We start from the raw sequence: 12946 nt of genomic DNA on the forward strand, positions 1-12946 counted from the left end.
TCTTTCGAACATCGGGAAAATACGGCAGACAGATCTCAACGCTTGAATAGGACTTCATCGCCGTAGAAAGCGGAGGGCACCCCAAAAGAGCCCATCCTTCGCTTAACGCGTTGAATGGGTTCTTCGACCGGCTGGCGGCGGTATGAAGAGAATGCCGCCGTACTGCTTTTACATTATTATTTAAGTAAAACCCTGAGTCCCGAAAAACTAAGCTGGACAGCGTACACAGGGAAGGCGGGCAAAGGAGAGCCCAAAAGTTCTTAAATCAATTACCGAGATGGAAGCGATTCATGTTATACAGCAGATGAAAGAGCATCGCCTGTTCCGCTTCCACAGGACGTCTGTCCCGGATTGCTTCGAAAATACATCGGTGGGATTTCAGCGTCTGCTCGAATTCCTGACGGCTGACGACGGTGGAAAATACGGTGACGCCCTCGCTAATGATTGGGATCAAGTTGGAGACGACAAGGTTTCCGGAACAGCGCGCGATTTGAGCGTGGAAATTCCGGTCTTTTTCCGCAAACCGTGTGTGCTGGGCAATCTGCCCTTCTACCTCCAGCAGGGAGACTTCCAGATTCGCAATCTCCTGCGGGGTTGAATTCTGCGCCGCCAGCGCGGCGATCGGGGGTTCAATGACGCAGCGCAGCTGGAGCAGGTCCCTTGTCAGTTTATTTTTATCCTTGATCATGGAAAACCCCAGGGGGTCGTCCGGTACGCCCATCTTTTTCGAGATGAACGTGCCGGCGCCCTGACGGATTTCGATGACATTGTTCGACGCAAGCGCACGCAAAGCTTCGCGCGCCGTATTCCTGCTTACGCCGAGCATGCCGCCGAGCTCGTATTCATTGGGAAGCTTGTCGCCCGGCTGGTAATTTTTGTCCTGTATGATTTTTATGATTTCATTCGTAGTCCGCTCGATCAAAGTTTTATGATCCATGGATGGACCAGATGTTTTTTCCTGCATCGGCACAACCTTCCGCTGTCCGGCGGCGGAGCGCCGGCATGATTATTTTCCAAATAAGTTTAACACAAAAGATTTTATGATGAAATACCAAAGCCGTTAAAATTAGTGGGCGGAGATGTTTTTTGTAACAATGACGTCGCTGCCAAGCCCAAGAACATTGTGGATCACCGTCTGGCCGATTGAGACAGGAGCCGTCAGCTTTGCCTTTTTGATTTCGTCCATTACATCGAAAATCCGGCTCTTTGGTACGGGATTGGACAGGCGGACGCTTGCTAGAGGAAGGGCGCCGCCTTCCAGCAAAACGGAAGAGGCAATGTTTCGAACCGGGTTGATTAGTTCTTGACGCACATACTCCTGACCGCGTGAACAACCCGCTCCCTGGACGGAGATAATTCTCCCTTCTTCCAATTCCGCGGAGATTTCACATCCGTTGGGACAGATGATGCACACAAATTTTTTTAGCATAATGCTCGCACCTCCAGGTCTCCGTTCCCAGAGAGGGATTCCTGCCTGACGGGAATCTGAATCATTTCTGCGGGAATGGCCTTTTTCATTTTTTTGCGCTGTATGACCTTACCGTTCTGAAGAATCTGAATTTCACACCCGATAAGCGGCCGGTTGACCCGCAGAGACAGGGTGAAGCTTTCTTTACCGCTGATTTTTTGCGGAACGGTATGGTTGATGTTTCCGTCCGTCAAAATTCTCAGCCGGTTTTCCGGCAGACCGCCGGTTTTGATGTATTCTGCGACGGAATCCGCGAGATGTTCCGCCTCCAGTGATACGAAATCCACCAGGTCGTGGACATGCAGAACGTTACCGGCCGCAAAAATTCCTTCTACGCTGGTCCGGCAGAATTCATCCACCACAGCCCCTTTCGTCCGGGGATCCAGTTTTACACCGGCCTGCAGCGAAAGCTCGTTTTCCGGAATCAGACCAACGGAAAGAATCAGGGTATCGCAGGCAAAATCCTGTTCCGTGCCGGGAATCGGCTTCAGTTTTTCATCCACCTGCGACACTGTGACACCGGTTAGGCGCGTTTTCCCGTGGATATCCGTAACTGTTTTGCTCAGGTAAAGCGGGATGCCGTAGTCGTCCAGGCATTGGTGGATGTTTCTCGGCAGGCCGCTCGGATAGGGTTGAATTTCAAAAACGGCGGAAACTTCTGCGCCTTCCAGCTTTAGGCGCCTTGCCATGATCATGCCGATATCTCCGGAGCCCAGAATAACGACTTTCTTTCCGATCATCCGGTTGTGCAGGTTGATGTAGGACTGCGCGACTCCGGCGGTGAATACCCCGGCGGGCCGCTCGCCCGGGATCGCCAGTGCTCCGCGCGTGCGCTCCCTGCAGCCCATTGCGAGAACCACTGCTTTCGCCTCAAAATGTGTGAATCCTTCTCGGTTTACCGCCGTGACGACCCTGCCCGGAGTGAGGGACAAAACGGAAGTCCCGGTTAGAATCTGGATATTCTCTTTTTCCGCTTCGTCCAGAAACCTCTGCGCATATTCCGGGCCGCTGAGTGTTTTATGGAACCTGGTGAGGCCGAATCCGTCGTGGATACACTGTTTCAGGATGCCGCCGGCAGTATCCTCGCGCTCGAGAATCAGGATGTCCCTGATGCCTCTTCGGCAGAGTTCAACCGCCGCGGCGAGCCCGGCGGGGCCGCCTCCGATGATAACTACGTCTTTCTTTTTCAAGAATAGCACCTTCTTTTCACATATTTTCTCGTCCGGAGTCCGATTAACCCCGGACCTTTCCGGTAAAAATTCTTGAGTTTTTCCGTTCATAGAGAAGCTTTTCAGGGGGAATTCCCAGTTCCTGCTCGATCAGCTCTGCGACGCGCATCTGGCAGTACCCGCCCTGGCAGCGGCCCATCATGGAGCGTGTCCGGTATTTGATTCCGGTCAGCGTATGGACGCCGAGCGGATTATGGATCGCCTGAATGATGTCCGCCTTCGTGACTTCTTCACAGCGGCAAATCACGTCGCCGTAGTCCGGATCCAGAGCGACCAGTTCCCGCTTTCTTTCCTCGCTCTGCAGGGCGAAGCGCTCGGGGCCTTTCCGGCGCGGTTGGAAGTCCGAATTCGGTTTCAGATCGGTTCGCTCCGCTATCAGAGAGACCACCCTCCGTGCAATTGGCAAAGCAGCCGTCAGGCCGGGGGATTCAATGCCAATCAGGTTTACCGCCTGTGGGGCGACTTCGTCCCGCACCTCGATTTTGAAGTCCTGAATGACGCCGTTTTTATCCACCCATTTCGGAAGAATACCTGAGTAGTTTCTAATATAGTCAGCTCTGTGAATGCAGGGCCAGAGCTCGGAGGCGTTTTGAGCCAGAAAATCGATGCTTTTCTGCGAGACCCCGTAATAAGTGAAGTTCGTCACGTTTTCCGCATTCGGGCCGATGATGACGTTTCCGTCTACCGTCGGCGTAACATGAACCCCCATATAGGTATTGCTGGGAACGGGGTAAACGGGCATCGGAAGCAAGGAACCGGTTTTTTTGTCCAAGATGATATAGTCGCCCTTCGACCCGATAATCCGGTAGCCTGTGATTCCAAGCATATTGGAGATACTGCCGCATCCCAGTCCTGCACAGTTGACAATCCAGCGCGTGCGAAAAAATCCGTCCGTTGTGGTGACCGTATAGCTCTGATCCGGATTTCTGCGGATCGCTGTCACCTCATGCCCAAAGAAAAAAGAAGCCCCGTTCAAAGCCGCGTTTTCTGCAAGCGCGATGGTGTACCGAAACGGGTCGACGATGCCGCTGCCTGAGGAAAACAACGCAAATTCGCCCTGAACGGCGGGTACCAGTTCGTGCAGGCGCTTCCGACCGATCAGGGTCAGCCCGCGAACCCCGTTCCGTTTTCCCTGAAGCATCGTTTTTTCTAGATTTTTCATGTCTTCGTCCGTGTTTCCAACCAGCAATTTGCCGGTGCGCCGGAACGGTACGTCCAATTCTTCGGCGATATGATCGAATTCCTGGTTACCCTCCACACACAGCCGTGCCTTCAGGCTGCCGGTATCATAAGCGAAACCTCCGTGTATCACTCCGGAATTCCGGCCGCTGGTTTCGTTGCAGACGTCCAGATTTTTTTCCAGAACACCGATTTGCAGTTTGTATCTCGTCAATTCCCGGGCGACGGCCGAGCCAACAACGCCGCCTCCAATGATAAGTACATCGAATTGCTGCTGCATAATTTTTTCACCTCAATAATAGTGGTCCAATGTTTTACAGGACTGTTATAGCATATAAATGCAGTAATGTAAAGATATAAGCATTGATTTTATTTAATTTAAATAATTGTAATACCAATTTATTATAGTTTATAGCAATATAGGTACTATGTTTATAAAAACTAGATAATTATATGCTGGAAATATATATGATTAATATTCATTATTATATATAAGTGGTTAATTAATAAATCTCAGATTGTGATTTTGAGACTTGATTTTACACTGAAAAGTGAGGGAATAGAGCCTTTATTGGATGATTGTTATACAATATTAATAAAATAAATTAAACTATATCATGAAATATGTTAATAGACAAACTGATATATTAGTATTAACATATTAATCGATGAGTGTATTGAAAGAAGGGAAAATCAGACATGAGAAATCGTTCGGATAAGCGGATCACAGGAAATTTGCCGAATCTGTTACTTGAAGTTCCGGCCCTTCTTGCCGTAAGCGCTTCGTTCATATCGCTGCTCCTGAGGTACAGGTTTCTTCCGGAACAGATTCCGGATTTATTTTGGTCAGGATCGAATACGGTGTCCAAAAACTATTTGCTGTATCTGTTCGCTTTGCAGGTGGTTTCCTATCTGCTTTTAACTCTGTTTCAAATTCATCCTGAATGGAGAATGTACTCTTCAAAGCTGTTGCCGGTCCTGAAAGAGGAGAAAGCCAGAAAAGCACTTTACCGTTTCAGTACTTTTTCTGTGCTGGCAGTAAAAACCGAAGCGCTTTTAACCCTGAGCGCAATCGTGATTGGAACGATTCTTGGGAAAAATGTAACAGGGCTGGTACTTGTTATGCTGGCGGTCATACTGTTCACCCTGATCTTTTTCAAGACCGATTTGCCAAAGCAGCATGCCTGAAACTGCTGCCGTGGCATTGATGGAATATTGTGTCTGTCGTTGTTAGGAGATGTTGAGCTTGGATTACAAAGCAGTCAAAATTAATAAACCGGGTGATCTTGTTATCTCAACGGAGCATTTGCCGGATGAAATCGGTGAAAACGAGGTCTTGATCCGAGTCAGGGCAGCCGGCATCTGCGGTTCGGACGTGGGAATTTTCAAGGGAACCAATTCTCTTGCGACCTATCCGCGCGTTATTGGACATGAAATTGCGGGAGAGGTCGTGAAAACCGGATCCGTCTCCGGTTCCTTCAAAAAGGGCGACCATGTCGTGATTGATCCGGTCGTCGCCTGCGGTCATTGCTATGCGTGCCGAAAAGGTCAGCCAAACGTTTGTGAAAACCTGAAGGTCAGGGGTGTCCATGCCGACGGGGGATTTGCCGAGTACATGATTTCACGCAAGGAAAATGTCTATAAGATTTCCGACCGGATCAGCTTTGAGGAAGCAGCCCTGGTCGAACCGTTTTCCATCGCGGCGCAGGTGATCTGGCGTGGGAAGATTACTTCTGACGACCTGGTGCTGATCAATGGATGCGGCCCGATCGGACTGATTGTTCTGCAGGCCTGTAAGGTGATCGGAGCCCGGTGCATGGTCAGCGATCTTCTCGATTCCCGGTTAGAGAAGGCGAAAAGTTTCCATGCGGATTATATTGTGAATCCTTCCCGCCGGAACCTCGAAGAATATGCGATGGAGGTAACACAGGGGCGCGGAGTCAATAAAATCGTCGACGCTGTCGGTGTACCCGCTGTTCTGGAACAGGCTGTTCGGATTGCTTCGAATGCGGGTGCAATCATCACACTTGGATTTACCCCGAAGCTGTCCGCTGTCGCGGAACTGGATATCACGAAAAAAGAGCTGGAAATTTGCGGTTCCCGCCTGAACAGCCATAAATTCCCGCAGGTAATCGAGTGGTTTGAAAAAGGGCTGATTCAACCCGGCAAAATGATCTCGCATGAGTTCTTTTTCGAAAATATCCTGGACGCGTTGAAACTGAACGACTCGGAACCCCAGAATATTTCTAAAATTATTTTGAAGTTCTGAAGGCGTTTGTGTTTATATTTCTTAACAGAAAGAAAGGAAGAGGAATTTGAAAAGGAAATTAGCAAAACTGACAGGTGTGATTCTTTCCGCTTTGATGGTAGCGTCAATCGGAACAGGCTGCTCGAACAGCGGAGCCGCTTCCGGTGGCACGGGGAGTACGGATGGTTCGTCGGCCTCCGGCGGATCCGGCTCCACAAAGTATACGCTGCTGTTTGGCACAACAACGAACGAGGACGACCCCTGGTCCAAAGCCGCGGTAAAATTTGCAGATACAGTGAAAGAGAAGTCCAACGGGCTGATTGATGTTAAGGTGTATCCGAACAATCAGCTCGGTTCTGAAACCGACGTCATTCAGGCGGTTCAGAACGGAACGGCGGATATGCTTGTCACAGGCGAGTCCCTCCAGAAATGGGCGCCGCTTGCGGCGATGGTTGCCGTTCCATACCTGGTTCACGATGAAGCAAGCCTGAAAAAACTGGCGAGCGGTTCGATCGGAAAAGAAATCGAAGATCAGATTTCTCAAAAAGCAGGTTTAAAATGTCTGACCTATTTTGTCCGCGGACCCCGTGAACTGACCGCGAATAAAGAGATCAAAACTCCGGATGACGTAAAGGGGATCCGGTTGAGAATTCCGAATGCGCCTCTTTACATTAAACCTTGGGAAGCCGCCGGAGCAAAGCCTACTCCGATGGCGCTGACCGAAGTATTTACGGGGCTGCAGCAGAATACGATTGATGCCCAGGAAAATCCGTTCGCTATGATCAAGTCAAATAACTTCCAGGAAGTTCAGAAATACTGCATGCTGACGGACCATGTCAGAAGCTGGATTTATGTTGTAATCGGTCAGAAGAAATTTGACTCCATGCCTGCGGATCTTCAGAAGGTTGTCACGGATGCCGCCGCCGAAATGCAAACCTATGAAAACCAACTGTTTGAACAGAGTGAAAAGGATGACCGCGCCTGGCTGGAACAGAAAGGCATGAAGTTCGTCGATGTGGATCAGGCTGCTTTTGAAAAAGCAATGACGCCGGGGGTCCTTGCCACGCTGAGCAACGAACAGAAGAAAGTATACGACGAAATCAAGGCGACCTTTAAATAAGAGACAGTTGACGGAGGAGGCCGGTCCGTGGTTTACGGCGGACCGGCTTTGTATTTAAAGTATGACTGCAAAGGATTGGCTTATGGAAAAAATTAAAAAAATTTTAGATCGGGTCTTTGGAGTCGTTTCCATTCTTTGCCTTTTGGGGCTGATTTTTACCGTATTGATTCAGATTATCAGCAGAACATTCCTTCCGCAATCCCCGTCCTGGACAGAAGAAGTATCCCGCTTCTTTTTTGTGAGCGGTGTGTTATACACAACCGGTATCGCTAAAGGAGCGAATGCCTATGTAAATGTTGATATTCTGGAGCAAAATCTGCAGCCGGGTGCAAAAAAAGTCTATTCCGTTTTCATCGATTTGCTGGTTCTGGTATTTGCCGTGACATTCTTCTGCGAATCTCTCGCGTTTACCCAGTCGGGGGCGGGATTCATCGCAGATACGATTCCCATTACCATGAACTATATTTATTTTGGAACGATAGCCTCCGGACTTCTGATTGCGGTGTATACGTTGTTTGACATCGTCTTCATTTTGACCGATAAAAAAGAAAAGGCGGGTGATGCCAAATGATGGTGGTTATGCTTTTTGTAGTATTCCTGATTTTCGTCATGATCGGAGTACCGATTGCGTTCTGCCTTGGCCTATCTTCCATTTTGTATCTGCTGACTGCTGGGATTCCGCTCTCGATCGTTCCGCAGAAATTGTATTCCGGAATCGATAATTTTGTTTTGATTTGCATCCCAGGATTTATTCTCGCCGGTAATCTGATGAATACAGGCGGAATCACAAAAAGGATCGTGACGTTCAGCAATGCCCTGTTTGGCCGTTTGACGGGCGGGCTGGCGATGGCCGACGTGGGAGCTTCCATGATTTTTGCGGGAATTTCAGGAACGGCCGCGGCTGACTGTGCAAGCATCGGAGGAATTTTGATTCCCGCTCTGGTTGATGACGGCTATGATGCGGATTTTGCCTCAGCATTGACTGCAAGCGCTTCGACGCTTGGTCCGATCATTCCGCCCAGCGTCCCGATGATTGTGGCGGGTACGGTTGCAAGCCTGTCTGTCAGTAAATTGTTCGCGGTCGGCATCTTTCCAGGCTTGATTCTTGCCATTGCGCTTTGCGCTCTTTCCTATGTTATTTGTAAAAAGAGGAATTATCCAAAAGGCGAAAAAACCTCTTTGAAATACATTCTTCATACGCTGCGTGCCGCGATCTGGGCGATTCTTCTGGTTGTGTTAATCCTCTTCCTGATTCTGAGCGGCGTATGCACGCCCACAGAGGCGTCTATTATCGCAGTGATTTACGCGCTGGTGGTTGGGCTGTTCATTTACCGTGATCTGCATCTGAAGGTTTTGCCTAGAATTTTCATCGAAAGCATGATTGCGACAGCATCTATTGAACTTCTGGTGGGAATTGCAAATTTGTTTGCATGGATTTTGACCCGCGAACAGGTTCCGCAGATGGTTGCAAGCAGTATCCTGAGTCTGACTTCAAACAAATTCATCGTTTTGCTGCTCATTAACGTCCTGCTGCTGTTCGTGGGGACTTTTATGGATACGACCGTTGCGATCATCATCCTGATGCCGATTCTGCTGCCTGTCGCGACATCCGTAGGGGTGGACCCGATTCAGTTTACCCTGATTGTGGTCCTGAACCTGGTCATTGGACTGACAACGCCGCCGGTTGGTATCTGCTTGTTCATATCTTCCTCCATTGGGAAGGTATCGCTTGCGAAAATCACCAGGCAGGTCATGCCTTTCCTGGCGGTCAGCTTAGGTGTTCTGATGCTGATCACTTATGTGCCTCAGCTTTACATGTGGATCATTCCATTGCTTTTCCCTGCGGGTTAGCATTTGGGATGGAAGCGGCCTTCTGTTTTTGAATTTTCTGAACGGCTGATTTCAACGGAGCGCCGTCCTAAAAATGGTTTATACTGCCACCAGCTGTTCCGACATTCCCTTTTGCCGGATCTTCTGTTCATAGAATCTATCAGATTGGAGTACTAGCAACTTATGGAAATGACAATGAGATGGTTTGGAACCGGTTACGATTCCGTCACGTTGGAGCAAATTCGGCAAGTCCCGGGGGTTCAGGGCGTCGTTACGACTCTGTATGGGACCAAGCCCGGAGAAATTTGGCCGGTTGAGGCGATCCGGTCAATGAAAAAGCAAGTGGAAGACTGCGGCCTGCGTGTCAGCGGAATCGAAAGTGTTAATATTCACGATGCGATCAAAGCGGGGACGCCGGAAAGGGACAAGTATATTCAAAATTACATTACAACGTTGGAGCATCTTGGTCAGGAAGGGATTCGTCTTGTTTGTTACAATTTTATGCCTGTTTTTGACTGGACCAGGTCGGACCTTGCGAAGCGGAATCCTGACGGATCCACTACGATGAGCTACGACCAGGAAATGATCGACAAGATAAATCCGGATGAAGCGTTTGAATCCATTAACAAGAAGTCCAACGGATTTGTAATGCCGGGTTGGGAACCGGAACGGATGGCTGAGATGAAAAAGCTGTTTGAACTGTACCGGAACGTTGATGAAGAAACCCTTTTTGCAAACTTGAAATATTTTCTGGAAGCAATCATGCCCGTGTGCGAGAAATATGACATCAAGATGGCGATTCATCCGGATGATCCCGCGTGGCCGGTATTCGGTCTCGCCCGAATTATGACCAATAAGAAAAATCTTTTGCGGTTGGTTCACATGGTGGACCATCCCTGCAACGGGATAACGCTTTGCACCGGCTCCCTGGGTTCGAATCCCAAAAACGATATTCCGGATATGATCTACGCGTTAAAGAGCCGTATCTATTTTGCACATGTCCGCAATCTGAAACATAACGGACCCGGACGCTTTGAAGAAACCGCTCATTTATCTTCCTGCGGTTCCATTGATATGTATGATGTCATGAAGGCGCTGTACGAAACCGGATTTAACGGCGTGATCCGCCCTGACCACGGAAGGGCCATTTGGGGAGAAGTCTCCATGCCGGGCTACGGCCTTTATGACCGTGCGCTGGGAGTGGCTTATCTGAACGGACTCTGGGAGAGTATTGAAAAATCCGCTTGCGGACGCTGAAAACTGAAACTGTTTTGATCGCGTATGATCCATCTTTTTTCTATATGAAGTTTATGATATACTATTAAAAATAGTATCAATATGGTGTTTGACAAGATTACAGATAGGTCTGCGGAAGGGAAATGGAAACGATGGACCATGAAAAAGCGGTAGGAAGCAGAGAAGAATTTCAAAAGCGGACGAAAACCATGGGCGACGATATCTACACTAATCTTCGAAGTTATATCATTGAACTGAAAATCCGGCCGGGTGAAATTGTCAGCATAAAAGACATTGCGGAGGAATGGGGAGTGGGGCGCTCTCCGGTGCGCGACGCGCTGATCCGGCTGGAAAAGGAAGGCCTAATCACCTCCCTCCCGCAGCGCGGAACTATGATTTCACGAATCGACCTGCACCGCGTTGAAGAGGAACGGTTCCTCCGCGCCTGCCTGGAGGAAAAAACGGTCTCCATCTTTCTGCAGAAGCATACGGATGAAGATATCGAAAACCTGAAAAAATGCCTGAATGATTTGAAGGAAAGCGTACTGAGCCATGATTGCCGCAAACTTTTGTGGTACGACGACAATTTTCATAAGGTCTTTTTCACCGCTACGAATAAGGAGCTTTGCTGGGAAACGCTTCAGAATTTTTCCGGCCATTACAGAAGAGTGCGTCTTCTTACCGTTCTGCAGAGAACGATTCTCGATAATATCATCATTCAGCATGAAGAAATTCTGGAGTGTATCATCAGCAAAAAAGAAGAGCAGCTGCAAAAGCTATTGCAGTATCATCTGGAAAAAATTAATTGCGAAGAGCTCGAGCTTCAGGAGCGTTATCCCGATCTTTTTGAACGGGAACAGGGAATTCACCGGCAGCCTTCCGATTTTTTGCAAACTGATTTTCTTCGAAGGCTTGAATAGAAAATGAACTCAGCGATCTGAGCGGAAACTTTCTTCCGTTCGTCCCGGAGATCATGGAGGAACAGAATATGAAATTGAATTTACGGGAATTAAGGAATCAAAAGGTCTGGCAGAAAGCTGAAATCAAGCTGCCGTGCTTCGACCTGGAGAAGGTCCGTCTTGAAACGCATAAACGGCCAGTCTGGATTCATTTCGGAGCCGGAAATATTTTTCGCGCCTTTCTGGCGGCTGTTCAGCAGAATCTGCTGAACAGCGGGCTTGAGAAAACGGGGATTATCGTGGCCGAAGGGTATGATTACGAAATTATTGAAAAAACTTACCGCCCTCATGATAACCTGAGCCTGCTCGTGACTTTAAAGGCGGACGGCAAAATAGAAAAAACCGTTGTCGGCAGCATCACGGAATCCCTGGTTGTCGACGGCAAATACCGGGAGGACGCTTCCCGCCTGAAGGAAATCTTTACCGCTCCTTCCCTTCAGATGGTCAGCTTTACGATCACGGAAAAAGGCTACTGCCTGACCCGCCCGACTGGAGAACTGCTTCCCGACGTGGAAGAGGACTTTGCAAACGGAATGGTCAGCCCTAAAAGCTATATTGGAAAGCTGGTATCCCATCTGCATGAGCGCTACCTTGCCGGAAAACTCCCGCTAGCGCTGGTCAGTATGGACAACTGCTCTCACAATGGAAGCAAACTGTATGAAGCGGTCAACCGTTTTGCGCGGGAGTGGGTGAAAAACGGCTTTGCGGACGAAGGATTCTCCGCTTACCTCAACAATCCAAAGCTGATTTCTTTTCCATGGACCATGATCGACAAAATAACCCCCAGGCCGGACGAGGGCGTGAGGGAAATGCTGAGTGAATGCGGGTTTGAGGACACCGCCGACATTATTACTCGGAAACATACCTACAGCGCGCCGTTTGTCAATTCGGAAGAGGTTCAGTATCTGGTGGCGGAAGACTGGTTCCCGAATGGCCGTCCCATGCTCGAGCGCGGCGGGGTTATCTTTACGACGCGTGAGACAGTGGACAAGGTGGAGAAAATGAAAGTGTGCACCTGCTTGAATCCGCTTCACACCGCTCTGGCAATTTTCGGCTGCCTGCTGTCTTTTACCAAGATCAGCAGCGAGATGAAGGACCCGGACCTTCGAAAACTGGTCGAGATCATCGGATACCGCGAAGGGTTGCCCGTTGTAGTAAACCCGGGAATCATCGATCCCCGCATGTTTATCGACGAGGTCCTGAACATCCGGATTCCAAACCCATTCATGCCGGACACCCCCCAAAGGATCGCGACGGATACTTCCCAGAAGCTTCCCATCCGATTCGGTGAGACGATCAAAGCGTATCTGCGCAGCGAAACCCTCAAGGCTCAGGATCTGAAGCTGATTCCGCTGGTTCTGGCCGGATGGTGCCGGTACCTGATGGGAATCGACGACTCAGGAAAGCCTTTTGAGGTCAGTCCGGACCCGATGTATGAAAGTGTAAGCGCCTGTCTTTCCCATATCAGGCTGGGGCAAAAAGGTCCTTTCCACACCGAACTGGGGCCGATCTTTTCCAACGATAAAATTTTTGGAGTCAATTTGTATGAGGCCGGCCTGGGCGATGTTGTGGAAAAAGATTTCGAGGAGCTCGTTTCCGGAGTGGGTGCCGTCAGGCTCGCACTGAAAAAGCATTTGTCGGAAGATGAGTAGAAGTTGGGTTCTTGCAAAAAATTCC

General features: G+C 49.2%; 12 protein-coding genes. 8 read left to right on the forward strand and 4 right to left on the reverse strand.

Going from position 1 to position 12946, the window contains the following annotated elements; all coding sequences use genetic code 11:
* Positions 1–265: 265 nt before the first annotated feature.
* The 4 genes from HCR03_RS01525 to HCR03_RS01540 all read right to left on the reverse strand — a co-directional run bounded on the left by HCR03_RS01525 (position 266) and on the right by HCR03_RS01540 (position 4156).
* Positions 266–964, reverse strand: coding sequence for a FadR/GntR family transcriptional regulator (locus tag HCR03_RS01525; protein WP_228725051.1), 699 nt, complete (start codon positions 962–964; stop codon positions 266–268).
* A gap of 102 nt (positions 965–1066) precedes the next feature.
* Positions 1067–1429 carry a DUF1667 domain-containing protein gene (locus HCR03_RS01530; RefSeq protein ID WP_187036373.1) on the reverse strand — a complete coding sequence of 121 codons (363 nt, stop codon included), beginning with the start codon at positions 1427–1429 and terminating at the stop codon, positions 1067–1069.
* A complete protein-coding gene (locus HCR03_RS01535) occupies positions 1423–2658 on the reverse strand; it encodes an NAD(P)/FAD-dependent oxidoreductase (RefSeq protein ID WP_228725052.1) in 1236 nt (411 codons plus the stop codon). Before HCR03_RS01535 ends, HCR03_RS01530 begins: the two co-directional genes overlap by 7 nt.
* A 43-nt stretch (positions 2659–2701) precedes the next feature.
* On the reverse strand, positions 2702–4156 hold the full coding sequence (locus tag HCR03_RS01540) for an NAD(P)/FAD-dependent oxidoreductase (protein ID WP_187036377.1): 1455 nt from the start codon (positions 4154–4156) through the stop codon (positions 2702–2704).
* 581 nt (positions 4157–4737) lie between these two features.
* Between HCR03_RS01540 and HCR03_RS01545 the strand changes: the two genes are divergently transcribed.
* From HCR03_RS01545 to HCR03_RS01580, 8 genes are all read left to right on the forward strand, one after another.
* On the forward strand, positions 4738–5064 hold the full coding sequence (locus HCR03_RS01545) for a hypothetical protein (protein WP_187036379.1): 327 nt from the start codon (positions 4738–4740) through the stop codon (positions 5062–5064).
* A gap of 58 nt (positions 5065–5122) precedes the next feature.
* Positions 5123–6145 (forward strand): zinc-binding alcohol dehydrogenase family protein, encoded by a 1023-nt coding sequence (locus HCR03_RS01550; RefSeq protein ID WP_228725053.1) that lies wholly within the window; start codon positions 5123–5125, stop codon positions 6143–6145.
* A gap of 46 nt (positions 6146–6191) precedes the next feature.
* Positions 6192–7244 (forward strand): TRAP transporter substrate-binding protein, encoded by a 1053-nt coding sequence (locus HCR03_RS01555; RefSeq protein WP_228725054.1) that lies wholly within the window; start codon positions 6192–6194, stop codon positions 7242–7244.
* An 82-nt stretch (positions 7245–7326) separates the two neighbouring features.
* Positions 7327–7815, forward strand: coding sequence for a TRAP transporter small permease (locus HCR03_RS01560; RefSeq protein WP_187036383.1), 489 nt, complete (start codon positions 7327–7329; stop codon positions 7813–7815).
* On the forward strand, positions 7812–9095 hold the full coding sequence (locus HCR03_RS01565) for a TRAP transporter large permease (RefSeq protein WP_228725055.1): 1284 nt from the start codon (positions 7812–7814) through the stop codon (positions 9093–9095). The genes HCR03_RS01560 and HCR03_RS01565 overlap by 4 nt, the downstream gene beginning before the upstream one ends.
* A gap of 162 nt (positions 9096–9257) precedes the next feature.
* Positions 9258–10331 carry a mannonate dehydratase gene (gene uxuA, locus HCR03_RS01570; protein WP_187036385.1) on the forward strand — a complete coding sequence of 358 codons (1074 nt, stop codon included), beginning with the start codon at positions 9258–9260 and terminating at the stop codon, positions 10329–10331.
* A gap of 122 nt (positions 10332–10453) precedes the next feature.
* Positions 10454–11230, forward strand: coding sequence for a GntR family transcriptional regulator (locus HCR03_RS01575; protein ID WP_187036386.1), 777 nt, complete (start codon positions 10454–10456; stop codon positions 11228–11230).
* 68 nt (positions 11231–11298) lie between these two features.
* A complete protein-coding gene (locus HCR03_RS01580) occupies positions 11299–12921 on the forward strand; it encodes a mannitol dehydrogenase family protein (RefSeq protein ID WP_187036388.1) in 1623 nt (540 codons plus the stop codon).
* Positions 12922–12946 lie beyond the last annotated feature (25 nt).

Origin of the sequence: Caproicibacter fermentans (genome assembly GCF_014303955.1) — a bacterium.
Taxonomy (GTDB): domain Bacteria; phylum Bacillota; class Clostridia; order Oscillospirales; family Acutalibacteraceae; genus Caproicibacter; species Caproicibacter fermentans.